The organism is Caulobacter sp. SLTY, from assembly GCF_009905535.1.
Lineage (GTDB): Bacteria > Pseudomonadota > Alphaproteobacteria > Caulobacterales > Caulobacteraceae > Caulobacter.
Map to the genome: position 1 here is coordinate 19025 of NZ_JAAALA010000001.1, position 25206 is coordinate 44230.

Genomic DNA, 25206 nt, shown 5'->3' on the forward strand with positions numbered 1-25206 from the left:
CCCGATGACTGCAACACGGGGTCGGCCGCGCAAAGACGGGCGGGGGCGGCCGAGCAAATCGTCCGGCATCGACATGCGCCAGGCCATCCTGGACGCCGCCGAAGGCCTGTTTGCCCGCCATGGCTTCTATGGGGTGACGACCCGCCAGGTGGCCTCCGAGGCCGGCGTCGACACCGCCCTGATCCACTACTATTTCGGCGCCAAGCGGGAGCTGTTCGACGCGGTCTTCCTGCGCCGGGCGGAGATCCTCAACCACGACCGCAAGGCCTCGATGGACGCCTACGAGTCGGCCCATCCCGGGTCGATGACCACGCTGGGGGTGATCACCGCCTTCATCGATCCGCTGATCGAACGGTCGCTGACCGGCGGCCAGGGGTGGAAGAACTACTTCGCCCTGGTGGCCCAGGTGAACAACACCCCGACCTGGGGCGGGGAGACCATGCACCGGTTCTTCGACCCGGTCGTCCACCAGCTGGTCGACACGATCAAGCGGGCCAACCCCGAGGCCGAGCTGACCGACCTCTATTGGTGCTACCAGTTCCTGACCGGCTCGATGATGCTGGCCCTGTCGGAGACCGGCCGCATCGACCAGCTGTCCGAGGGGCTGTGCCACTCCAGCGACCTGGAGGCGGTGCGTGCCCGCCTTTATCGATATTGCGCCGCCGGTTTCGAGGCCCTGGTCAGCCCGGCAGCCTGAGGCGGGCTTCCCCGATTTGAGGGGCATTTCCGACACCAGCGACAAAACCCACACCCAGACTGTGGCGCCATTTCACCAATCGATGAAAAAAGGCCGAAACCGGGCGACCGGGCCGTTGCGCGCGGCGGAGCTCTAAATCAGAGTGGGCTAAATTCGCGTTTCGGTGAATTTCTTGTAATCAACAGCGTCCGCCAAACGGACCGGGACCCCTCAAGGTCCGCGCGCGACGCCGCCAGGGAGGGCGACCCGATGAAGACCATGTGGAAGGCCATGCTGCTGGCCGGTGCGGCCTGGAGCGCCGCGTCCGCCGCCGCCTATGCTCAGGACGTTCCCGCCGAGGATACGGCCGTCGACGAAGTCGTCGTGACCGCCCGCCGGCGCGAAGAAAACCTGAAGGACGTTCCGGTCGCCGTCTCGGCCGTCAGCGAGGCCGCCCTGGAGCGGACCGGCGGGACCGACCTGACCATCATCCAACAGATCACCCCCAACGCCACTGTCCAGGTCGCCCGGGGCTCCAACTCCACCCTGATCAGCTTCATCCGCGGCGTCGGTCAACAGGATCCGCTGTGGGGATTCGAGCCCGGCGTCGGCCTCTACATCGACGACGTCTACGTCGCCCGCCCGCAGGGCGCGGTGCTGGACGTGTTCGACATCGAACGGATCGAAGTGCTGCGCGGCCCGCAGGGCACCCTGTACGGCCGGAACACCATCGGCGGCGCCATCAAGTACGTCACCAAGCGCCTGGGCAACGAGCCGACCGTGACCCTGAAGGGCGCCTACGGCTCCTTCAACCAGATCGACCTGATGGCGTCGGGCTCGGTCCCGATCGGCGAGACCTTCGCCATCGGCGGCGCGATCGCCCGCTACACCCGTGACGGCTACGGCGAGAACCTGACCACCGGCGCCGAGCACTACGACAAGGACGTCACCGCGGCCCGCATCTCGGCCGAGTGGACCCCGAGCGAGAGCCTGTTCTTCCGCCTGGCCGGCGACTGGGTGCAGGACGACAGCTCCCCCCGTCACGGCTACCGTGAAGTCCAGGCCCTGAACGCCGGTGGCGTTCCGATCGCCGGCGGCGCCCCCCTTGGCGACGTCTACGACACCCTGTCCGGCGCCGGCGACAGCAACGACGTCCGCACCCGCGGCCTGTCGTTCACCGCCCAATGGGACATCAATGAGGTCCTGACCTTCAAGTCGGTCACCGCCTACCGCGACGGCGACACCGAGACGGTCATCGACTTTGACGGCCTGCCCGCCGCCATCCTCGACATCCCGGCCTACTACGCCGACGACCAGTTCACCCAGGAGTTCCAGCTGCTGTTCAACGGCGAGCGGTTCCAGGGCGTCGCCGGCCTCTACTACCTCGACGGCCATGCCGAAGGCGCCTTCGACACCATCCTGTCGCAAGCCGGGATCGTGATCGGCACCGCCGGATCGGTGGACACCAAGTCCTTTGCCGCCTTCGCCGACTTCAGCATCGACATCACCGACCGCTTCAAGGTCTCGGTGGGCGCCCGCTGGACTCGCGATGAGAAGGACGGCGAGGTGTTCCGCGCCAACTACCTGGGCGCCACGCGCAGCCCCCTGCTGGGCGGCACGCCGCGCGCCCCGATCCTGCTCCGCTCGGATTACTCCAACAGCAAGTCGTTCGAGAAGGTCACCCCCCGGATCAGCCTCAGCTACGACCTGACCGATGACCTGACCACCTACATTTCCTACGGTCAGGGCTTCAAGTCGGGCGGCTTCGACATGCGCGGCGATGTCATCCTCACGCCGCAGACCGTCAACGGCTATGAGCCGGAAACCGTCGACAGCTACGAGATCGGCCTGAAGGGCAGCCTCTACGACGGCCGGATCACCTTCGCGACCGCCCTGTTCAAGGCCGAATACAAGGACCAGCAGGTCACCACCCAGGTGCCGTCGGGCGCCAGCATCGCCAGCTTCGTCGACAACGTCGGCAGCTCGGAAATGTGGGGCTGGGAGTTCGAGGGCCGGTTCCGGTTCACCGACAACTTCAGCGCCGGCCTGACGCTCGGCTACATTGACGCGGAGTTCAACGAGTTCTTCCGCTTCTACCCGGCCGGCTCGATCAACCCGCTGACCGGCGCCGTGGTGCCGGTGGGTGGCGTGACCCTGAACATCGCCGACCTGGCGGTGTTCCAGAACACCCCGCCCTGGACCGCCAACGTCAACGCGACCTGGACCTTCGACGTGGCCGACGGCACGCTCGCCATCACCCCGATGGCCAGCTTCCGCGACAGCTTCTCGATGTTCGAGTTCGCCGCCCCGCTGCTCGACCAGGAATCCTACTGGCTGTACGACCTGTCGGCCTCCTGGACCGCCCCCAGCGGTAACTGGAAGATCGTCTTCACCGGCAAGAACCTGACCGACGAGCGCTACCGCATCGGCGGCTACAACTTCCCGCAGTCGGCCGGCGTCCTGTTCGGCAACTCGGTCACCGGCTTCTACGGCCCGCCCGCGACCCTGACCCTCGGGGCCGAGGTGAAGTTCTAAGAGACTCGGTTACAGACGGGGGGCGGTTCGGAAACGGACCGCCCCTTTTTCTTTTGCGTATACGGGGAGACGCCATGACCGCCGCATCGACCGCGAAGTCCGGCTCCGGCTATCGGATCTACGTCCTGGCGATCCTGATCGTCGTCTACACCTTCAACTTCCTGGATCGGCAGATCCTCGGAATCCTGGCCGGGCCGATCAAGGCCGAGCTCGGCCTGACCGACAGCCAGCTGGGCCTGATGGGCGGGCTGGCGTTCGCCCTGTTCTACACGGGCCTGGGCATCCCGGTGGCCTGGCTGGCCGACCGCTGGAGCCGCAGCTGGATCATGACCGGCGCTTTGACGATCTGGAGCGGCTTTACCGCCGCCTGTGGCCTGGCCACCGGCTTCTGGAGCCTGTTCCTCTGCCGTATGGGCGTGGGCGTTGGCGAAGCGGGCGGCACGGCGCCCGCCTACAGCCTGATCGCCGATTATTTCCCGCCGAACCAGCGGGCGCGGGCGCTGGCCGCATACAGCTTCGGCATCCCGATCGGAACCGCGGCCGGCATCATCTTCGGTGGCCTGATCGCCGCCGCCATCGACTGGCGGATGGCGTTCATCGTGGTCGGCCTGGCCGGGGTGCTGATCGCCCCGATCTTCAAGCTGACCGTCAAGGATCCCCGGCGCGGCGGCGCCTTCACAGCCGAGGGCCAGCCCGTCGACGAGCCGCTCGCGGCGCCGCCCAAAGCGCCCGGGATGGGCGAGGTGATGGCCACCCTGCTGCCCAAGGCCAGCTTCTGGCTGCTGTCGCTGGGCGCCGCCGCCTCAAGCGTCTGCGGCTATGGCATCGCCTTCTGGCTGCCGAGCTTCTTCGAGCGCAGCCTGGGCCTGGGTCTGGTCGATCGCTCCCTCTACCTCGGCGCCCTGGCCCTGGTCGGCGGCGTGGCCGGCGTGTGGGCCGGAGGCTGGCTGGGCGACCGGCTGGGCGGCAAGTCCAAGCGGGCCTATCCGATCGTGCCGGCCATCGCCTTCCTGATCGCCCTGCCTTGCTTCTTCCTGGCCATTAACGTGACCAACCTGTGGCTGGCCTTCCTGCTGTTCCTGATTCCCCAGGGGCTGAACCTGGTGTGGCTGGGCCCGATCATCACCTCGATCCAGCACCTGGTGCCCGGCCGGATGCGCTCGACCGCCAGCGCCGCCTTCCTGTTCGTCAACAACCTGATCGGCCTGGGCCTGGGCACCTACTATTTCGGGGCCGTTTCTGACGCCCTGACCCCGATGTTTGGGGCCGAGGCCCTGCGCTATTCGATCTACAGCGGCCTCTGCTTCTATCTGGTCAGCGCCACCCTGTTCTTCCTCGCCAGCCGCAAGCTGGAGCGGGACTGGGTCGACTAGACCCCCGAGGCCCGCAGGGCTGAGCATCCCCAACCCCGCCGACCCTGTCGGCGGGGTTGTTTCTTTCGCCTGTTTCCCACGCCTTGCCTGCCCCAAGGTGCGGCCCCTATAACGCCTGCGGCCCGCGCTGCGGCGGGCGCAATTTCCGCCAGGCGAGCTCTTTTCAGCGATGAACATCCACGAATACCAGGCCAAGGCCGTCCTCGCCGAGTTCGGCGCCCCGATCTCGCGCGGCTTCCCCGCCATGACGCCCGACGAAGCCGCCAGCGCGGCCGAGAAGCTGGGCGGTCCGCTCTATGTGGTGAAAAGCCAGATTCACGCCGGCGGCCGCGGCAAGGGCCGCTTCGAGGGCCTGGGCCCTGACGCCAAGGGCGGCGTCCGCCTGGCCAAGTCGGTCGAGGAAGTCCGCAAGCACGCCGAGGAGATGCTCGGCCGGGTTCTCGTGACCCACCAGACCGGTCCCAAGGGCAAGCAGGTCAACCGCCTCTACATCGAGGACGGCTCGGACATCGACAAGGAATTCTACCTCTCCCTGCTGGTCGACCGTGAGACCAGCCGCGTGTCGGTGGTCGCCTCCACCGAGGGCGGCATGGACATCGAGCAGGTGGCCCACGACACGCCCGAGAAGATCTCGACCTTCTCCATCGACCCGGCCACCGGCGTCATGCCGCACCACGGTCGCGCCCTGGCCAAGACGCTGGGCCTGACCGGCGGCCTGGCCAAGGAAGCGGGCGTGGTGCTGGGCCAGCTCTATGCCGCCTTCACCGGCAAGGACATGGAGATGCTGGAGGTCAACCCGCTGATCATCACCGCCGACCAGCACCTGAAGGTTCTGGACGCCAAGATCAGCTTCGACGGCAACGCTCTGTTCCGCCACGCCGATATCGTCGCCCTGCGTGACGAGACCGAAGAGGACGAGAAGGAAATCGAGGCCAGCAAGTACGACCTGTCGTACATCGCGCTGGATGGCGAAATTGGCTGCATGGTCAACGGCGCCGGTCTGGCCATGGCCACCATGGACATCATCAAGCTGTACGGCGCCGAGCCGGCCAACTTCCTCGATGTCGGCGGCGGCGCCAGCAAGGAGAAGGTCACCGCAGCCTTCAAGATCATTACCGCCGACCCGAACGTCAAAGGCATCCTGGTCAACATCTTCGGCGGCATCATGCGCTGCGACATCATTGCCGAGGGCGTGATCGCCGCGGTGAAGGAAGTCGGGTTGCAGGTCCCGCTGGTGGTCCGCCTGGAAGGCACCAACGTCGATCTCGGCAAGAAGATCATCACCGAGAGCGGCCTGAACGTGATCGCCGCCAACGATCTTTCCGACGGCGCCGAGAAGATCGTCAAGGCGGTCCGGGGCTGATGCTCCGCCCCCTGGCCATCCTGGCGGCATGGGCGCTCGTCGCCCTGCCGGCGGTCTCCCAGGCCGCCGACAGCCCCCGCATGGCCGAGTTCCGCCGCCTCTGCGTCGAGACGGGGGCCGACCTCGAAGCGGCCCTGGCGATCGCCGATCGGAGCGGCTGGAAGAGCACGGGTTCCGAAGCGAAGCCGACCGGCGAGGGCATTGATCGCAGCGACAGCCGGATGATCATGGACGCCGACGGCGCCCGGATACTCATGCTCGGTTCAGGCGACGTGCGCGGGCAGTTCAAGGGCCATATGTGCGCCTTGGGTGTTCAGACCGAAGACCCCGCCCTCATCCAGGAAGTGGTGGCCTTCGCCGGCGTCCCGGCTCATGCCGGCCTGTCTGCGGAGGGCACGACCGTCTACCTCTACGCCGGCTCCGGTGCGAACCGGCGCAACCTGGCGGCGCGGAGTGAGGCGGAGATCGAAGCGATTGCGGCGAGGGAGCCGGTCTACATGGTCGCCGTTGGCCAGGACGAAGGCCTGGTCATGATCGCCTACGCCGTGTTGGGCGCCCAATGATCGGCCGGAGCGTCCTGATCCTCGCTCTGGCGCTGATCGGGGCGCCGGCGCTTGCCGCGCCCGCTCCCGCGGCCGACCCGCGCCTGGACGCGTTCCGCGCCGCCTGCATGCCCGAGCACCGGTCGCCGGAAAAGCGGCCGGCGGTGTTCCGGCGCGAGGGCTGGGTCCCGGCGGCCGATGATGAGAGCCCGATGCTGGCCGGGGTGCTGAAGCTGTCCCGCGCCTACATCGAGGAGAGTAAGGCGGACGGGGTGAACGGCGATCTTTCGGTCTGGCGCAAGGAGGTCGGCGGGCGCACCGCCTTCCTGGTCATGACCACCGTGAGCGCCAAGTCGGTCGATGTGACCGGCTGCTATGTCTATGACTTCGGCGCGCTGAACGGCATCGACCCGGCCCTGGTCACGGCCTGGCTGGGCGAGGCGCCGGCCCAGACCGTCGATCGCGCCGGCATCGCCGCCCAGATCTGGAACGCAGAGGGCATCGAAGGCGTGGTCGAGCTGCAGAACGGCCTTGTCGCGCCCAACAGCCAGGCCGCGAAGATCCTCGGCTTCCACGGGGTCTCGATCAAGGTGACCTCCGGCGTCGAAGCCGCGAAGGATCCGTCATGATGGAGCTGCGGGTTTATATCGACGGACCCATGCGGCGGGGGTACTGCGACGAGGACGAGGCCACGTCGATGATCATCAATTTCCGGCCGATCACGGCCGAGAAGACCTAGGAGCCAACGATGCGTAGGACCGCCTTTCTCACCGCCCTGGTCGCCAGCGTCATGCTGGCCCTGCCGGCCGCCGCCGCCGACAGCGCGCTGATGGTCATGTTCAAGGACATGTGCGTCAACACCCGCGCCTCCATGGACCCCGCCCTGGCCAAGGCCGACGCCAAGAGCTGGGCGACCCTGCCCAAGGAGATGTTCAGCGGCTCCGAATTCAAGGAGATGGAGAAGTTCGAGGCCCGCTATTCGGCCGAGGGCGGCGGCATCAAGATGCTGTTCGTAGGCGTCGGCAACATCGACACCGAGTGGGGCAAGACCAAGGTCGACATCTGCTTCGTCGCCGACTCGGCGGCCGACGCCGACGCCCTGCTGAAGGAAACCCAGGCCTTCGCCGGCGTGCAGCCCGCCACCGGGGCCGGCGCCGCCAACCAGACCATGTGGGCCTACATCCAGGGGCCCAAGGGCAACGTGACCGCCGCCGGCATGAGCGACGCCGATACCGCCGCTGCCGCCAAGGCCGGCACCGCCCGTATCCTGCTTCACCAGAAAGAAACCGGCCTCACCATGGTCGGCTACGCCATCCCCCGTATCTAGAGAGCTGCATGTCCATCCTTATCGACAAGAACACCAAGGTCATCTGCCAGGGCATCACCGGCAGCCAGGGGACCTTCCACACCGAACAGGCCATCGCCTACGGGACCCAGATGGTCGGCGGCGTCACGCCCGGCAAGGGCGGCACGACCCACGTCGGCCTGCCGGTATTCGACACCGTGGCCGAGGCCGTGGACCGCACTGGCGCCGACGCCAGCGTGATCTATGTCCCGCCGCCCTTCGCGGCCGACTCGATCTGCGAAGCGATCGACGCGGAAATGCCGCTGATCGTGTGCATCACCGAGGGCATCCCGGTGTCGGACATGGTCAAGGTGAAGCGCAGCCTGCAGGGCAGCAAGTCCCGGCTGATCGGGCCCAACTGCCCCGGCGTGCTGACCCCCAACCAGTGCAAGATCGGCATCATGCCGGGCGGCATCTTCTCTGAAGGCAGCGTGGGCGTGGTCTCGCGGTCGGGCACCCTGACCTATGAGGCGGTGTTCCAGACCACCAACGTCGGCCTTGGCCAGACCTCGGCCGTCGGCATCGGCGGCGACCCGGTCAAGGGCACCGAGTTCATCGACATCCTCGAAATGTACCTGGCCGATGAGGCGACCAAGTCGATCATCATGATCGGCGAAATCGGCGGCAGCGCCGAAGAGGACGCGGCCCAGTTCATCGCCGACGAGAAGAAGAAGGGCCGCTGGAAGCCGATGGTTGGCTTCATCGCCGGCCGCACGGCCCCTCCCGGCCGCCGCATGGGCCATGCCGGGGCGATCATCTCCGGCGGCAAGGGCGGCGCCGAGGACAAGATCGCGGCCATGGAAGCGGCCGGGATCGTGGTCTCGCCGTCTCCGGCCAAGCTTGGCGAGACGCTGGTGGGCGTGCTCAACGGCTAAGCCTTTCGCAGGCTGAACGCCATGACGCCGGCGGGTTTTGCGACCCGCCGGCGTTGTGCTGCCTGGGGATATAGCCCTCGGTCATGGCAGACACCCGAAAAACTCAACAAATCCGCGCCCTTTATCTCCCCTTTCACAGGTGGGGGGCCTATATGAGGCCCCATTCGAACGACCGGCAGCGGGGCCGGTGCAATCTGGCGCGAGTGCAATGGCCGACGACGCGGGTCTCATCAATCAGGTCCTGACCGAAACCTCCTTCCTCTACGGCGGCAACGCCGACTACGTCGAAGACCTGCACGCGCGCTGGGCCGAGAATCCGGCTTCCGTCGATCCCTCCTGGCAGGCCTTCTTCGCCAGCCTCTCCGACCAGGCCGCCCAGGTGAAGGCCGCCGCCGCCAAGCCGGCCTGGACCCCGAACCGGCCGGGAGCGCCCCGCCCCGACTGGCTCCCGGCGCTGGACGGCCAATGGCCCGCCGCCCCGGCCATCGAGGCCAAGATCGGCAAGGCCGTCGAGGGCCGCTCGCCCGCCGCGTCCCAGGAGGCGGTGCGCGCCGCCACGCTGGACAGCCTGCGCGCCATCATGATGATCCGCGCCTATCGGATGCGCGGCCATCTGCGGGCCAACCTCGATCCCCTGGGCATCGCCATCCCGCCCGGCGACGCCAGCGAGCTGGACCCGGCGAGCTATGGTTTCACCGAAGCCGACTACGACCGGCCGATCTTCCTCGACTATGTGCTGGGCCTGGAGACGGCCACCCTTCGCGAAATCCTCGACATCGTCCGCCGCACCTACTGCGGCAGCGTCGGGGTGCAGTACATGCACATCTCCAATCCGGCCGAGAAGGGCTGGATCCAGGAGCGGATCGAGGGCCGCGACAAGGAGATCGTCTTCACCAAGGAGGGCAAGGTCGCCATCCTCAAGAAGCTGATCGAGGCCGAGGGCTTCGAGCGCTTCCTGCACAAGCGCTTCCCCGGCACCAAGCGGTTCGGCCTGGACGGCGGCGAGGCGGCGATCCCGGCTCTGGAACAGATCATCAAGCGCGGCGGCGCCCTGGGCGTGCGCGATATCGTGCTGGGCATGCCGCACCGGGGGCGCCTGAACGTCCTGGCCGCGGTGATGGGCAAACCCTACCACGTCATCTTCCACGAATTCCAAGGCGGCAGCAGCCTGCCGTCGGACATCGAGGGCTCGGGCGACGTGAAGTATCACATGGGCGCCAGCTCCGACCGCGCCTTCGACGGCAACAACGTCCACCTGTCGCTGACCGCCAACCCCAGCCACCTGGAAATCGTCAACCCTGTGGTGCTGGGCAAGGCCCGCGCCAAGCAGGCCTTCACCCTGCGCGAGCAGCCGGACGCCGGCCGTGGCCACGTCCTGCCGCTGCTGCTGCACGGCGACGCCGCCTTCGCCGGCCAGGGCGTGGTGGCCGAATGCTTCGCCCTGTCGGGGCTGAAGGGCTATCGCACCGGCGGGACGATCCATTTCATCGTCAACAACCAGATCGGCTTCACCACCGCGCCGCACTACAGCCGCACCAGCCCCTATCCGTCGGACGTGGCGCTGATGGTCGAGGCGCCGATCCTGCACGTGAACGGCGATGACCCGGAAGCGGTGGTCTATGCCGCCAAGGTGGCCACCGAGTACCGGCAGCAGTTCGGCAAGGACGTGGTCATCGACATGTTCTGCTACCGCCGGTTCGGTCACAACGAGGGTGACGACCCGACGATGACCCAGCCGCAGATGTATGCGCGCATCAAGGGTCACCCCTCCACCCGCGAAATCTACTCGACCCGCCTGATCGAGGAAGGCGTGGCCACCCAGGCCGAGGTCGATGGCTGGCTGAAGGAGTTCGACGACTTCCTCGACGCCGAGTTCGAGGCCGGCAAGGCCTACAAGGCCAACAAGGCCGACTGGCTGGACGGCAAATGGGCCGGCCTGACCCTGCCGGGCGACGAAGAGCGTCGGGGCAAGACCGGCGTGCCGATGCAGAAGCTGGCCGACCTGGGCCGCAAGATCACCGCCATCCCCGACGGGGTGGACGTGCACAAGACCGTCAAGCGGATGGTCGAGAACCGCCGCGCCATGATCGACGCCGGCGAGGGCATCGACTGGGCGCTGGCCGAGCACCTGGCCTTCGCCACCCTGCTGGACGAGGGCTATCCGGTGCGCCTGTCCGGCCAGGACAGCGTGCGGGGCACCTTCACCCAGCGCCACTCCGACCTGATCGATCAGACGACGGAGGAACACTACACCCCGCTCAACAACCTGCGCCCGGGCCAAGGCAACTACGAGGTCATCGATTCGGCCCTGTCCGAAGAAGCGGTGCTGGGCTTCGAGTACGGCTTCAGCCTGGCCGACCCCAAGACCCTGACCCTGTGGGAAGCCCAGTTCGGCGACTTCGTGAACGGCGCCCAGGTGGTGATCGACCAGTTCATCAGCAGCGGCGAACGCAAGTGGCTGCGGATGAGCGGCCTGGTCATGCTGCTGCCGCACGGCTACGAGGGCCAGGGGCCCGAGCACAGCTCGGCCCGCCTGGAGCGCTTCCTGCAGTCCTGCGCCGAGGACAACATGCAGGTGGTCAACTGCTCGACCCCCGCCAACTATTTCCACGCCCTGCGCCGCCAGCTGCACCGCGAATTCCGCAAGCCGCTGATCGTCATGACCCCCAAGAGTCTGCTGCGTCACAAGAAGGCGGTGTCCAACCTGGCCGACATGGGGCCGGAAGGCAGCTTCCACCGGGTGATGGTCGACGGGGCCGAGGCCGGCTGCGATGTCGGCGGCGTGACCCTGAAGGCGGACGACCAGATCCAGCGGGTCATCGTCTGCTCGGGCAAGGTCTACTTCGACCTGGTCGAGGCGCGGGCCAAGGCCGGGCGCGACGACGTCTACATCATGCGGATCGAGCAGTTTTATCCCTGGCCGATGAAGTCGGTGATGCAGGTCCTGCAGCGCTTCCCGAACGCCGAGCTGATGTGGGTTCAGGAAGAGCCGAAGAACATGGGCGGCTGGACCTTCGTCGATCCCTGGCTGGAACTCACCCTCGACCGGATGGACATCAAGGCCAAGCGGGCCCGCTACGTCGGCCGCCCGGCCAGCGCGTCCACAGCCGCCGGCCTTATGAGCCGCCACATGAAGGAACTGGAAGCGTTCCTCACTGATGCCTTCGCCTAATCATTCAGCCGACTGACAAAAATAGAAATCGAGTAAGGATCCATGGCCGACATCATGACCCCCGCCCTGGGCGAATCCGTCACCGAAGCGACGGTCGCCAGCTGGAAGAAGAAGCCGGGCGAGGCGGTGAAGAAGGACGAGATCCTCGTCGAGCTGGAAACCGACAAGGTCAGCCTGGAGGTCGCCAGCCCGGCCGACGGCGTGCTGGAGAGCATCGCCGCCAATGACGGAGACACCGTCACCCCCGGCGCCGTACTGGGCGTAGTCAGCGCCGGCGGCGCGGCCGCCGCGCCGAAAGCCGAGGCTCCCAAGGCCGAAGCCGCCCCGGCGCCCAAGGCCGAGGCTCCGAAACCCGCCCCGGCTCCAGCCGCCAAGCCTGCGGACGACAAGCCGCTGGCCCCCAGCGTGCAGCGCATCGTCAGCGAGACAGGCCTCGACCCCAAGGGCGTCACCGGCAGCGGCAAGGACGGCCGGATCACCAAGGGCGACGCCCTGGCCGCGTTGGACGCCCGCGCCTCGGCCCCGGCGGCGCCCGCCGCCCCCGCCGCCCCGCGCGCCATCCATGAGCGCGAGGAGCGGGTCCGCATGACCCGCCTGCGCCAGACGATCGCCCGCCGCCTGAAGGAGGCGCAGAACACCGCGGCCATGCTGACCACCTTCAACGAGGTGGACATGAGCGCGGTCATGGCGCTGCGCAATCAGTACAAGGACGTCTTCGAAAAGAGCCATGGGGTGAAGCTCGGCTTCATGAGCTTCTTCGTCCGCGCCTGCGTCGCGGCCCTGAAGGCCATTCCGGACGTCAATGCCGAGATCGACGGCCAGGACCTGATCTACAAGAACCACTACGACATCGGCGTGGCTGTCGGCACCGAGAAGGGCCTGGTGGTTCCGGTGGTGCGCGACGCGGACGCCATGAGCCTGGCCGAGATCGAAAAGGAGATCGGCGCCCTGGGCCGTAAGGCCCGCGACGGCCACCTGGCCATCGAGGACATGCAGGGCGGCACCTTCACCATCTCCAACGGAGGGGTCTACGGCTCGCTGATGTCGACCCCGATCCTCAACGCCCCGCAGTCGGGCATCCTGGGCATGCACAAGATCCAGGAGCGGCCGATGGTGGTGAACGGTCAGGTCGTCATCCGGCCGATGATGTACCTGGCGCTCAGCTACGATCACCGCGTGGTCGATGGCCAGGGCGCGGTGACCTTCCTAGTCAAGGTCAAGGAAGCCATCGAGGATCCGCAGCGCCTGCTGCTGGACGTCTAGGTCGGGGTCTGCGCATCCTCCGCCCATGGCGGAGAGCAAGCCCACCAACGTGCAGTCGGCCAAGGCCCGGTCCGCGCCGATCGTCGAGCCGGGCGGCGTCGCCTGGCCGTGGTCGCGCGGCGGTCGCGACCTCGACATCGGTCGGGCCGCGCTCGACAAGGGCGTGACCTTCCGCAGCGACACGGTGGAGAGCGGTCCGCCCCGGCCGACCAAGGTCGCCAGACGACCAGCGGGCGCCCTAGCCCCGCGCAAGGACACCCTGCTGGCCGGTGTGGCCAGGCCGATCATCGCCCTGCTGCTGGCCTTTCACCTGGCGCCGCATCTGGCCGACACATTCGGACTGGGCTTCCTGGTCCGCCTTGCCGGGCTGCTGCCGTTCGGCGACTTGGTCGAGCCGGCGATCCGGTCCTGGGCCTTCCAGCCGACAGGAATCTGGGTGATCGCCCTGATCCTTCGGTTCGTGGGGCTGAACATCGCCAAGAAGGAGCCGATAGCCGGCTTGGTCCTGGCCCTGCTGGCGTTCGGACTGGACGCCGTCTCCTGGCTGTTCATCGGCCGGCCGCTGGGCGGCGACGGCGCGCTGCGCACCCTGTTGTTGGCCGAGGCGGCGCTGCTGGCCGTGCCGCTGGGCTTGGCCTGGGCCATGGCCCAGGCGCGTCGGCGAGATGTCGGGTAGACGACATTAGCCTTTGTTATGTCGTTGAATAGACATATGATTTTCGCGGGAACCGATCTCGTAACCTGACATTTGATCCAACGGGCCCGCACGGACGGGCGGCCGAATTTCGGGATCATGCAATGTCAGCGATGGATACCGCGGACGTCGGCTCCTGGCCGAGTAGCTCAAACAGCGACTTCAGAGAGCAACTCCTTGCGCTCGTCCCGGCCATGCGCGCCTTCGCCCGCTCCCTGAGCCGCGATCGGGAGGAAGCCGACGATCTCGCCCAGGAGGCCCTCTATCGCGCACTGGCCAACTGGCGAACCTTCCGGCCCGGCACCAACCTCAAGGCCTGGGTCTTCACCATTCTGCGCAACCGTTTCTACAGCCTCCGCCGTCGCAGCGTCAGGGAGACGAGCCTCGACCAGGAGTTCGCCGAACAGATCCCCGCCGCCTTCGGCGATCCTCTCGCCAGCTTCGAACTCGACGTCGTTCGCCTGGGCCTGAACCAGCTTCCCGCCGAGCAGCGGGAGGCCATCATGCTGATCTGCGCGGCGGGCCTCAGCTACGAGCAGGCCGCCGTGGTGGCCGACTGCCCGATCGGCACCATCAAGAGCCGGCTCAGCCGCGGCCGGACCAGCCTGGTCGCCCTGGTCGATACCGGCGCCGTCGGCGCCTCTGACGGCGCACGCCCATCACTGGCCCTCGATCGGCTGATGCAGGACGCCAGCCGGATGGCTGCGGCGGGCGCCCAGGCGTAGACCCCCGAGCGGGGTGACCCGCGCCCGCCATTGGTGCATCCTCGCCGCGTGGCCAGCGGGGGCGGGCATGACAGACAGGCGGGATTCACCGATCATCCAGGGGCCGGAACCGTCTGGTTGGGCCATCTGGTGGAAGCGGCTCAGGGAGGCGCTCGCGGCCCTGCGCCGGCCGAAGGCGGATGCTGGGCCCCGCCCCGCCCACGCGAAAGCGGGGGCCGTCCCGCGCGCCGCCGAGCGCAAAACGGATAAGGCCGCGCTGAAGGCCTGGCGTGAGGTTCACGGTCGGCCGGCCATCTGGATGGCGCCCTTCTTCCTGGTCTTCGCGATGCTCTTCGCCTTGCCGCACCTGGCCCAGGTCATCCAGCCCCAGGCGCCGCGCAGCCTGATCACCGCCTTGGTCGCCGCCTTGCCGGACCCGGCCCAGCCGCTGTCGCCGATGATCGCCGGCTGGCTTTGGGCGCCTTGGTGGCTGGGGCTGATTGCCCTGTTGCTGCGCCTGCGGGCCGCCTGGACGGCGGGACGGGCCATTCTCGATGCCGTGGGCTGGGCCATGGCGGCCCTGGTCGTGGAGGGGGCAGCCTGGCTGTATTTCGGCCGCAAGGCGCTGGAGACGGGCTTCAGCCCGGCGGAGCGGTCGGGGGCCTGGCAATTGCTGGTCGCCGAGTTCGTCTTCCTGTTCCTGACCGCCGTGCTGTTTGCGCCGACCAAACGGCAACGAATCCGGTTCGAGCAATAGGCAAAATCGAAGACCCCAGCGCGAGCTTTTCAACTTGAGCGGAAGAAGGCCGAGTCCGCCCGCGCCGCCCTGGTCCTGTTGATCCCTGGCGCTCTCTAGACGCCGGAAGTGGGTCATGATCGATTGCCGGCATGCATTGTTCAAACATCCCGCGACAGCGACCGTGACCCCTGCGGAAGGCTTGCAGATTCTGGCCTGGATCGCCCGGTTCGTCGGAGCCTGGTACCTGTTCAACGGGGCGGTGGCGCTGAACGTCTGGCGGCGCACCATGGTGAACCGGCGGCCGGAGACCGGGGTGGAGCATGTGCGCGCCTGGACCGTGCTGGCGGTGGCCAACCTGACCCTGCTGGGCGGGCTGCTGCTGTTGTTCCTCAGCCCGATGGCGCCGCACGTCTTCCTGGCTAGCTGCGCGTTTCAGGGCGCCTATTTCGCCTGGGCGCGCAAGGCGCTGCCGGCCCGGGACGAGGCCGGGCGGCGGGCTCGGCGGGTCTCCTTCACCGGCTTCATGGTCTACGTCGCGGTGACCCTGTTCGTCCTCGGCTGTAGCGAAGCAGGTCTGCTGGGCTGAAATCTCCCGCGCGCCCTCGCATCCGGCGGCGGGATTTGCCATATGCAGCGCACAGCGAACGCAAGGGAAATTCAGGCCCATGGCCCAGTACGACGTTGTCATTATCGGGGGCGGCCCCGGCGGCTACAACGCGGCGATCCGCGCCGGGCAGCTCGGGCTGAAGGTGGCCTGCGTCGAGGGGCGCGGCGTCCTGGGCGGCACCTGCCTGAACGTCGGCTGCATGCCGTCCAAGGCCCTGCTGCATGCCTCGGAAATGTACGACCTGGCCAACAAGGACTTCGCCACCCTGGGCATCGAGGTGGCGCCCAAGCTGAACCTCGGCCAGATGATGAAGCAGAAGGCCGAGAGCGTGACCGCCCTGACCAAGGGCATCGAGTTCCTGTTCAAGAAAAACAAGGCCGACTACGTGAAGGGCTGGGGCCGCATCGCCGGGCCCGGCAAGGTGGCCGTCAAGGGCGAGGACGGCGCCGAGAGCATCCTCGAAGCCAAGCATATCGTTATTGCCACGGGCTCCGAACCGACGCCGCTGGCCGGGGTCGAGGTCGACCAGAAGCGTATCGTCGATTCTACCGGCGCCCTGTCGCTGCCCGAGGTTCCCAAGTCGATGGTGGTGATCGGGGCCGGCATCATCGGGCTGGAGCTGGGCTCGGTGTGGCGGCGGCTGGGCGCCGAGGTGACGGTGGTCGAGTACCTGCCGCGCATCACCCCCGGGATGGACGAGGAAACCGCCAAGACGTTCCAGCGCGCCCTGACTAAACAGGGCATGAAGTTCGAGCTCGGCGCCAAGGTGACCGCCGCCAAGGTCGGCAAGAAGGATGTCGAGCTGACCATCGAGCCGGCCGCCGGCGGCGAGGCCAAGAGCCTGAAGGCCGACTATGTGCTGCTGGCCATCGGCCGCCGGCCGTTCACGGATGGCCTTGGCCTGGAGACGGTGGGCATCACCCCCGACAAGCGCGGCTTCATCGAGACCGACCACTTCAAGACCTCGGCCGAGGGCGTCTGGGCGATCGGCGACGTGATCCACGGCCCGATGCTGGCCCACAAGGCGGAAGAAGACGCGGTCGCCTGTATCGAACTGATCGCCGGCAAGGCGGGTCATGTCGACTACGACCTGGTGCCCAGCGTGGTCTACACCTATCCGGAGGTGGCCTGGGTCGGGAAGACCGAGGAAGCGCTGAAGGCCGAGGGCGTCGCCTACAAGGCCGGCAAATTCCCCTTCACCGCCAACAGCCGCGCCAAGATCAACCACGAGACCGACGGCTTCGCCAAGGTCCTGGCCGACGCCAAGACCGACCGCATCCTGGGCGTCCACATCGTCGGCCCGCAGGCGGGCGAGATGATCGGCGAATACTGCGTGGCCATGGCCTTCGCCGCCGCCTCGGAAGACATCGCCCGCATCTGCCACCCCCACCCGACCCGCTCCGAAGCCGGCCGCCAGGCCGCGATGGGCGTCGAAGGCTGGACGATGCAGGCGTAACCCACCGAAGTTTACCACCCCTCCGTCATCCTCGGGCTTGTCCCGAGGACCCATTTCTCCGCGCGCACGGACAGCCAGGGTGGGGTCGCGGCCGCGGCCCCAACGGCAAGCGCTCGCGGCGGCCGAACCCTGGGTCCTCGGGACAAGCCCGAGGATGACGGCAGTGGGGTTGGGACCTAAGTTGGGTGAATCAGCGGAGGGAACAATGGCCGACGATATCCAGTGGCGCGATCCGGAGATCGGCCAGGTACGGGCGCTGCTCGCCGCCCTGCGGCCGCCGACGCAGACCAAGCCGACCTGGGCTGAGCGCCGCGCGGGCCTCGACGCCTTCGGCGCGATGGCGGCCCTGCCGGACGGGACGCTGGTCATACCGGTGGATATCGAGGGCCTGCCCGCCGAAGGGCTGGTCCCGCCGGGATCGGACGAGAGCCGTCAAATTCTCTACCTGCACGGCGGCGGCTATTGCGCCGGCAGCCCGACCAGTCACCGGCCGGTCGCTGCCCGGATCGCCGCAGAGGCCGGCTGTCCGATCCTGGTCATAGACTACCGTCTGGGCCCGGAAAGCCCGTTCCCGGCCGCCGTCGACGATGCCGTGAAGGCCTGGTGCCACCTGCTGGAGGCCGGGATCGACCCGGCCCGCATGGTCATCGCCGGCGACAGCGCCGGGGGTGGCCTGGCTCTCGCCACGGCGCTTGCCCTGCGCGACGCCGGCCTTCCGCAGCCGGGCGGGCTGTTCTGCATCAGCCCCTGGGCCGACCTGCGCCAGGTCGGCGCCGCCTATGAGCGGCTGGCCCACCTCGACCCGATGATCAGCGCCGAGGGACTGAACGATTTCGCGCAAGCCTATCTGAACGGCGCCGACCCCTCCCACCCCCACGCCTCGCCGGCGCTTGGCGACTACAGCGGCATCGCCGCGATCCTGATCCAGGTCAGCGGCGCCGAGGTGCTGCTGTCCGACAGCCTGGCGGTGGCCCAAGCCGCCGGCCTGGCCGGGGTCGAGGTCAAGCTGGAGATCTGGCCGGAGATGCTTCACGTCTGGCACGCCTTCTTCGGCCAGTTGGGCGCCGCCCGCCGGGCCATCACCGGCGCGGCGGGGTGGATCCGGGAGAAGACGGGCGCTTAGGCGCTCCGGCTTGCCGCCGCTTCAGCCAGTTCCCGAAGCGCCGCGTTGACGATGGTCAGCTTGGCGAAGGTCCAGCCGCCGCCGGCCGACTCGATCTCCTCGACGGTGCGGCGCACAGTGCGGCCCGGGCCCGAGTGCATGGCGGCCCAGGACTTGACCGTGGCGGCGGCCTGTTCCGGGGTCTCGCCGCCCTGGGGGCTGGCCGCATAGGTCATCACCGCGCGGGTCACCTGGGTCTGTTCGACCAGCATGTCCTCGATCAGCCGGCGGACGGCCATCCGCTCATAGTGGTCGCCCCCGCGCTTCTCGCCGGCGGCGGCCCGCAGCTTGTCGAAGCTGAAGGCGGCTCCGACCTGGTGATACAGCCGGGCGGCGGCCGGGGCCGGCCAGTTCATCGAGGCGGCCAGGTCCAGCAGGTCTGCCGCGGTGGTCAGCGGTTGCAGGGCCGCCACCGCCGTGGCCAGGGCTTCCGGCGCGCCGTCGGCGGCGAAGGCCTTGGCGCGGCGGGCGACCGCCTTCTGCTCGAAGGACGAGAGGATGGCGGGGCTCAGGGCCGCCAGCTCGGCCGTGGCCGGCTTGTAGCGATCAACCAGCGCCTGGACGCTCTCTCCGGTCTTGGCCCGGCGGGCCATCCAGAAGGTCTGGCTGCGGATCAGGTGGGCCAGGGCCCGGAACAGCGACAGCTGGCCGGCGGCGGCCACCTTGCCATCCAGCGCGGCGACCTCGTCCCACAGGTCATCGACGCCCAGGATGCGGCGGCCGGCCTCGAACCCGACCACCAGGGCGGCATCATCGGCGCCGGCGGCGGCCTTCAGGCGGCTGGCGAAGGTGGGGCCGCAGCGGTTGACGATCTGGTTGGACAGCACCGTGGCGATGATCTCCCGCCGCAACCGATGCTGGTCCATCTCCGCGTCGTAGCCGCGCACGCCTTCGGGGAAATAGCCCTCCAGCGTGTCGCGGAAGGCCGGATCGTCCGGACCCTTGCCGCCAATCATGTCGGAGAACAGGTCGAGCTTGCCATAGGCCAGCAGCACGGCCAGCTCCGGCCGGGTCAGCCCCTGGCCGGCCTTGGCCAAATCCTGCAAAGTGATGGCGTCAGGCAGGCCCTCGACCTTGCGGTCGAGTTTGCCGTCGTGTTCCAGCTCGGCGATGAATCGGGCGTGGCTGTCCAGCTCGGCGGCGGCGTCCTGCTGCAGCAGGGAGAGCGCCAGCGTCTGGTCGTAGTTGTGGGCCAGCACGTGCTCGGCCACGTCGTCGGTCATCGAGGCCAGCAGCTTATCGCGCGCCGGGCGGTCCAGCTTGCCGGCCCGTTCGACCATGCCGGTGAGGATCTTGATGTTGACCTCATGGTCGGAGCTGTCGACCCCGGCCGAGTTGTCGATGGCGTCGGTGTTGATCCGGCCGCCCGCCCGGGCGAACTCGATCCGGCCGGCCTGGGTGAGGCCCAGGTTGGCGCCCTCGCCGACCACCTTGACCCGCAGGTCCGTTGCGTCGACGCGGATGGCGTCGCTGGCCTTGTCGCCGGCGTCGGCGTGGGTCTCGCGCTTGGCCTTCACATAGGTGCCGATGCCGCCGAGGTAGAGCAGCTCGGCGCGGCTCTTGAGAATGGCGGTCATCAGCTCGTTGGGGCTGAGGCTATCGGCCTTGATGTCGAGCGCCGCCTTGACCTCGGGCGAGATCGGGATGGTCTTCAGGGAGCGGGCGAAGACGCCGCCGCCCTTGCTGATCTTGCTCTTGTCATAGTCGTCCCAGCTGGAGCGGGGCAGCTTGAACATCCGGTCCCGCTCATCCCAACTGGTCGCCGGGTCCGGATCGGGATCGAGGAAGATGTGGCGGTGGTCGAAGGCGGCCAGCAGGCGGATCTGCTTCGAAAGCAGCATGCCGTTGCCGAACACGTCGCCGGACATGTCGCCGACGCCGACCACGGTGAAGGGTTCCTTCTGGATATCCTTGCCGGCCTCGCGGAAGTGGCGCTTGACCGCTTCCCAGGCGCCGCGGGCGGTGATGCCCATGACCTTGTGATCGTAGCCGGCCGAACCCCCGGAAGCGAAGGCGTCGCCCAGCCAGAAGCCATAGGATGCGGAGATGCCGTTGGCGATGTCGCTAAAGGTGGCCGTGCCCTTGTCGGCCGCGACCACCAGGTAGGGATCGTCCGGCTCATGGGCGATCACCCCGGCCGGCCGGACCACATCATTGTTGGCGTCGATGTTGTCGGTGATGTCCAGCAGGCCCGACAGGAAGACGGTGTAGGCGGCGATGCCCGCCGCCCGCGTCTGGTCCGGCGTGCCGCCGCGCGGCAGCTGCTTGGGATAGAAGCCGCCCTTGGAGCCGACCGGCACGATGACCGCGTTCTTGACCTGCTGAGCCTTCACCAGGCCCAGCACCTCGGTGCGGAAGTCGTCGCGGCGGTCGGACCAGCGCAGCCCCCCGCGCGCCACCGGTCCGAAACGCAGGTGGACGCCCTCGACCATCGGGCTCCAGACGAAGATCTCGCGGAAAGGCTTGGGAGCCGGCAGGTCGTCGAGCTCGCGGCTGGCGACCTTGAAGCTGATGTAGGGCTTCGGCTGGCCGGCCTCGTCCTGCTGATAGAAGTTGGTCCGCTTGAGCGCCATGACCAGCAACGCCAGGCGGCGCAGCACCCGGTCGGCGTCGAGGCTCTCGACGTTCTGCAGAGCGGCGACGATCTCGCCCATCACCGCTTCGGCCTGCCGTTGGCGGGCGGGGATGTCGGCGGTGATGGCCGGGTCGAACTTGACGCGGAACAGGTCGAGGATCAGCCGGGCCACGCCCGGATTGTCGCGCAGGGCCTCTTCCTGCACCGCCTGGCTGGGGTCCAGCCCCGACTGCTGGCGATACTTGGCCAGGGCCCGCACCAGGGCCGCCTCGCGCCAGGAGACGCCCAACTCCAGAACCAGGCGGTTGAACCCATCGCTCTCGGTCTGGCCGAGCCAGACGGCGGTGAACAGGGCCTCGAAGGCGTCCTTCACATCGGCGAACACTAGGTGCTCGCCCGCCCGGTCCTCGAGCAGGAACTCATGGACCCAGACGGTCTCCTTGCCGTTCGCCCCGACCGGCGACAGCTCGAAGGCGTCTTCGATTAGCGCCCGCAGGCCCATGTTCTCGAGAATCGGGGTGACATCGGCCAGCGGCACGTGCTCGCCTCGCCGATAGAGTTTGAACCGAAACCGTACGGCGCTGTCACCGACCTGGCGGAAGGCGCGGGCTCGGAACTCGTCGTCCGGCCCCATGGCGTCGACCTCGGCCAGGTCAGCCATCGCCTCCTCGGCCGGGTAGAAGTCGCGGTAGCCGCCACTGAACGCCTCGGACCAGCGGCCAAGCGTGGGGGTGGTCGGCAGGCCGGAGGCCCGCACCGCGGCCTCGAACCGGTCGCCCCAGGTGCGGGCGGTCTCGGCGACCTCGGCTTCCAGTTCGGCCAGGTCCGGCTCGGCGTGGTCGCCCGGATTGACCCCGATGATGTAGTGGACCCGGGCCAGGGGCGCGTCGGAGAAGCTGGGATAGTAGGCCGAGACCCGGCCGTTGTAGGCCGCCGCGATCAGCCTGCCGGCCCGCTCGCGCACGCCGCTGTCGTAGCGGTCTCGCGGCACATAGAGCAGCACCGAGATGAACCGGTCGAAGGCGTCCTTGCGGGCGAACAGCTTCAGTCGCGGTCGGTCGGTCAGGTGCAGAATGCCCATCGCCTGTTCGAGCAGTTCGTGCGCGTCCAGTTGGAACAGCTCGTCGCGCGGATAGCTCTCGATGACGTGGCGCAGCCGCTTGTCGTTGTGGCTGCCGGGCGTCACATGCGCCTCTTCGAGGGCCAGGCGAACCTTGCGCCGGATCAGCGGCACCTCATTGGCCGGGGTCTCGTAGGCCTCTACGGTGAACAGGCCCACGAAGCGGACCTCGCCGGAGGGCAGGCCATCGGCCCCGTACCGCTTGACCCCCACGTAGTCCATGTAGGCCCGGCGGTGGACCGCCGAGCGCAGGTTGGATTTGGCCACGGTCAGAACCGGGCCTGCTTCCAGGTGGCGACGCACCTGCTTGGACAGGATGGCCGGCTCGCTGGCCCGGCGCAGCACGGCGCGGCTCTGATCACGCAGGACGCCCAGGCTGCCTTCCGGCTGGTAGAGCGGCTCCTCGGCCGCGTAGCCGCCATCGGCGGTGCGGGGATACTCGTAGGTACGGGCCCCGAGGAAGACGAAGTGGTCGCCCTCCAGCCACCTCAAGAAGGCCAGCTGCTCGGCCCGCTCGTCGGGATCGGCGTCGCCCAGGTCGGTGGCCTCGAGCTCCTCGATGGTGCGGCGCACCAGGCTCTTCATCACATGGAAGTCGTCGACCGCCAGCCGCACGTCGGCCAGGGCTTTGGTCAGCGCATCCAGCAGCCCGGCGACCCGATCCTCGCCGATCGGATCGAGATGCACCTGGATCAGGGATCGAGCCTCTCCGCCGACGCTGCAGATGGGGTGGAACATCGCCCGCACCGCCAGGCCCGCGTCGGCCACCTGGCCCATGATGCTGTCGACCAGGAAGGGCCGGTCGTCCTGCACGATTTCCAGCAGGTCGCGGCCCAGGTCGTCGCCGGTCGGGCTTACCCAGCGGCGCAGGCGGATGGCCGGATCCTGGCCCTTGGCCTGTTCGGCAAACCGCCAGAAATCGGCGAACATCGCGCCCAGGTCTTCATCGGAAACCGCCGGCAGCTCCTCGGCCTGCAGGTCGCTGGCCACCTGGGCCAGGAAGGCGGCCTCGTCGGCGCCGGGCGCCTGGCGCCCCAATCCCCCCGCGAAAGTCTTGGCCAGGGCGTCCGCCTTGGCCTGCATCGCCGGGTCGTTTTTCGCGCCGCTCATCCCGTTTTCCTCGAGAATTTTATCGTTTGGACGTGTGTGGCGGTCGCTTTAGCCTGATTTCGAGCGGCTAGCGCCCAAAATCGACCCCAGGTCGCCGAAATTCCGCAAGGTCAGTCTAGCCCGGCCGACGGAGCGGCTGAACCCCAGACCGATGTCCTTTCGTTGCGAAGGTCATGCCCCGACGCCAAACCTCAAAGGCGAGGATCGATCGGCTCGCTCTCCATGGCCAGCAGCGCCAGAGCGACCAAGCGGGACCATGCCTCGCCTGATGTCGGCCTTGCCGCCCCGAATTGAGTAATTGTAGTCTACCCGACAGTAGATTGGGGGGCGTGGGGTGATGGAGGACTATCGCGCGGCCGCTTTGAAGGTCTGCCTCGACGATGTGGCGCGACTGACGCGGTTCGATGCCGACGATCTGGTCCAAGAGGGCGGGCTGGTCCAGGCCTTCGCCGTCGCCGTGCACCAGACTTATCAGGTCACGGTGGATACGGTGACTCAACGGGTTCACGGCGAGTCGAGCGGCGCCGGCCGCTCGGTCGGTTCCAGCAGTGGCTGGCAGGAGGCGATCTCGGCGCTTCGGGCGGAGGCGCTGGCCGCGCCCCGGTTGACCGAGGGCGTTCTGGCGACGGTCAGCGCCGCGCCGTTTGCCGGCAAGATGCAGGGATGGTCCTTGGGCACACACGGCCGCTCGGTTTATTGGCGGCAGACCTGCAGCGGCTGTCGCGGGCGGGGCCGGGTCACCTGCACCGCCTGTGGGGGCAGTCGCCAGACCCGGTGCGCCATGTGCGGCGGCGCTGGACGGACCAAGTGCAGTCCATGCTGGGGGGCGGGCGGCAGCTCCTACACCGTGACCGAAGGCTATCCGCCCAATGAGCGGCAAGTAAGCCGCTGGCAGACCTGCATCCACTGCGGCGGCGCGGGGGAGAACGCCTGCCACAGTTGCGGCCAGCGCGGTTGGGTCAGCTGCTCGGCCTGCGGGGCCAGCGGCGAGGTGACTTGCGGCGACTGCGGTGGCACAGGATCGGTTACCGATATCGCCAGCTTCAGGCTGGTGGTGACCCCGACCCTGGCTTTCGGGGCTGTAACGCCGGAGGACAGTCGAGCGCGTTCGCTGATCGTGGGACGGATCGGCATCGGCGGGCTGGCCGCCGTGGCTTCTCAGGAGACCACCGACTGGGAGCGATCCGAAAGCGGCGCGCGGGTTACGGGGCTGAGCCGATTTGAGGTGCGGGGATGCGAACTGGTCCTGCGGCGCGGGGACCGGGTGTTCAGGCCCTACGCCCTGGGGCCGGCTGCGACGATCTGGGACTATGACGGGGTGGTCGAAGATCTGCTGGAGGCGGATCTGACGGCCCTTGAGGCGGCCGCTCCGGCGCTGGCGCTGATCCCGGAGAAGGCGGAGCCGGCGGCCTTTGGCGTTGTGCGGGCCTTCTGCGAAAACGAGGCGAACCAGGCGCTACTGGCCGCGGCGCGGACGGCGCAGAACCCAGTTCAGCTGAAGGAGGCGATCAAGGGGACGGTGTCCGTCGCCTATGCGGAGCGGGTGACCAAGGCGATGAGCGTGTTCGTCGCCCGGCTGACCCGACGCCACATGGCGGTGGGGCTGGGGCTGGGAACGGCCGCGGCGGTGCTCACCGCGGCGGTCTGGGCCTTGCTGTGGTGGGGCCTGCGGCCGACCAGCTTTGGCCAGGACTGGGAATTGCTGGGCTGGCTGGCGCCGACCGGCTGGCTGCTTGGGGCGGCGACCGGCTGGCTGACGGCGTCGGCGCGGCTGAAGGGGTTGGGCGGCGAGCCGCTGAAGGCGTTCACCAAACGCAAGGACCTTGGCCTCGGGGGCCGCCTCAAGCTCGGCTGGAGGCGCAAGAACAGGGGTGAGGCGACTGACTGATCCGGCG

Annotated in this window: 18 protein-coding genes; 17 read left to right on the plus strand and 1 reads right to left on the minus strand. The window is 68.2% G+C overall.

Going from position 1 to position 25206, the window contains the following annotated elements; all coding sequences use genetic code 11:
* Positions 1 to 4: 4 nt before the first annotated feature.
* The 16 genes from GVN21_RS00095 (at position 5) to GVN21_RS00170 (ending at position 18467) form a co-directional block, all read left to right on the plus strand.
* On the plus strand, positions 5 to 697 hold the full coding sequence (locus tag GVN21_RS00095; protein ID WP_166572661.1) for a TetR family transcriptional regulator: 693 nt from the start codon (positions 5 to 7) through the stop codon (positions 695 to 697).
* Between the two features lie 249 nt (positions 698 to 946).
* A complete protein-coding gene (locus GVN21_RS00100; RefSeq protein ID WP_166572662.1) occupies positions 947 to 3211 on the plus strand; it encodes a TonB-dependent receptor in 2265 nt (754 codons plus the stop codon).
* A gap of 74 nt (positions 3212 to 3285) precedes the next feature.
* The gene (locus GVN21_RS00105; protein ID WP_166572663.1) at positions 3286 to 4584 is read left to right on the plus strand and encodes an MFS transporter; all 1299 of its coding nucleotides are present in this window, start codon (positions 3286 to 3288) and stop codon (positions 4582 to 4584) included.
* Positions 4585 to 4753: 169 nt separating this feature from the next.
* Positions 4754 to 5947, plus strand: coding sequence for an ADP-forming succinate--CoA ligase subunit beta (sucC, locus tag GVN21_RS00110; RefSeq protein WP_166572664.1), 1194 nt, complete (start codon positions 4754 to 4756; stop codon positions 5945 to 5947).
* On the plus strand, positions 5947 to 6510 hold the full coding sequence (locus GVN21_RS00115) for a hypothetical protein (RefSeq protein WP_166572665.1): 564 nt from the start codon (positions 5947 to 5949) through the stop codon (positions 6508 to 6510). Before sucC ends, GVN21_RS00115 begins: the two co-directional genes overlap by 1 nt.
* On the plus strand, positions 6507 to 7118 hold the full coding sequence (locus GVN21_RS00120) for a hypothetical protein (RefSeq protein ID WP_166572666.1): 612 nt from the start codon (positions 6507 to 6509) through the stop codon (positions 7116 to 7118). Before GVN21_RS00115 ends, GVN21_RS00120 begins: the two co-directional genes overlap by 4 nt.
* A gap of 119 nt (positions 7119 to 7237) precedes the next feature.
* Positions 7238 to 7816, plus strand: a complete 579-nt coding sequence (locus GVN21_RS00125) for a hypothetical protein (RefSeq protein WP_166572667.1) — start codon at positions 7238 to 7240, stop codon at positions 7814 to 7816.
* Positions 7817 to 7824: 8 nt separating this feature from the next.
* A complete protein-coding gene (gene sucD / locus GVN21_RS00130; RefSeq protein ID WP_166572668.1) occupies positions 7825 to 8709 on the plus strand; it encodes a succinate--CoA ligase subunit alpha in 885 nt (294 codons plus the stop codon).
* A gap of 208 nt (positions 8710 to 8917) precedes the next feature.
* A complete protein-coding gene (locus GVN21_RS00135; RefSeq protein ID WP_166572669.1) occupies positions 8918 to 11881 on the plus strand; it encodes a 2-oxoglutarate dehydrogenase E1 component in 2964 nt (987 codons plus the stop codon).
* 42 nt (positions 11882 to 11923) lie between these two features.
* Entirely contained in the window at positions 11924 to 13144 is a 1221-nt protein-coding gene (gene odhB / locus GVN21_RS00140) for a 2-oxoglutarate dehydrogenase complex dihydrolipoyllysine-residue succinyltransferase (protein WP_166572670.1), read from the plus strand.
* A gap of 25 nt (positions 13145 to 13169) precedes the next feature.
* Positions 13170 to 13820 carry a hypothetical protein gene (locus GVN21_RS00145; protein WP_166572671.1) on the plus strand — a complete coding sequence of 217 codons (651 nt, stop codon included), beginning with the start codon at positions 13170 to 13172 and terminating at the stop codon, positions 13818 to 13820.
* Positions 13821 to 13951: 131 nt separating this feature from the next.
* Complete coding sequence (locus GVN21_RS00150) at positions 13952 to 14563, plus strand: sigma-70 family RNA polymerase sigma factor (RefSeq protein ID WP_276608469.1); 612 nt, start codon at positions 13952 to 13954, stop codon at positions 14561 to 14563.
* Positions 14564 to 14630: 67 nt separating this feature from the next.
* On the plus strand, positions 14631 to 15299 hold the full coding sequence (locus GVN21_RS00155) for a hypothetical protein (RefSeq protein WP_166572673.1): 669 nt from the start codon (positions 14631 to 14633) through the stop codon (positions 15297 to 15299).
* A gap of 163 nt (positions 15300 to 15462) precedes the next feature.
* Positions 15463 to 15867: a hypothetical protein gene (locus GVN21_RS00160; protein WP_166572674.1), complete on the plus strand. Its 405-nt coding sequence runs from the start codon at positions 15463 to 15465 to the stop codon at positions 15865 to 15867.
* Positions 15868 to 15946: 79 nt separating this feature from the next.
* Positions 15947 to 17344 (plus strand): dihydrolipoyl dehydrogenase, encoded by a 1398-nt coding sequence (gene lpdA, locus GVN21_RS00165; protein ID WP_166572675.1) that lies wholly within the window; start codon positions 15947 to 15949, stop codon positions 17342 to 17344.
* A gap of 205 nt (positions 17345 to 17549) precedes the next feature.
* Positions 17550 to 18467 carry an alpha/beta hydrolase gene (locus GVN21_RS00170; RefSeq protein WP_166572676.1) on the plus strand — a complete coding sequence of 306 codons (918 nt, stop codon included), beginning with the start codon at positions 17550 to 17552 and terminating at the stop codon, positions 18465 to 18467.
* On the opposite strand, the gene GVN21_RS00175 is transcribed toward GVN21_RS00170, so the two are convergent.
* Positions 18464 to 23311, minus strand: coding sequence for an NAD-glutamate dehydrogenase (locus GVN21_RS00175; RefSeq protein ID WP_166572677.1), 4848 nt, complete (start codon positions 23309 to 23311; stop codon positions 18464 to 18466). The genes GVN21_RS00170 and GVN21_RS00175 overlap by 4 nt on opposite strands.
* 337 nt (positions 23312 to 23648) lie before the next feature.
* Between GVN21_RS00175 and GVN21_RS00180 the strand changes: the two genes are divergently transcribed.
* Positions 23649 to 25199, plus strand: a complete 1551-nt coding sequence (locus GVN21_RS00180) for a hypothetical protein (protein ID WP_166572678.1) — start codon at positions 23649 to 23651, stop codon at positions 25197 to 25199.
* Positions 25200 to 25206 lie beyond the last annotated feature (7 nt).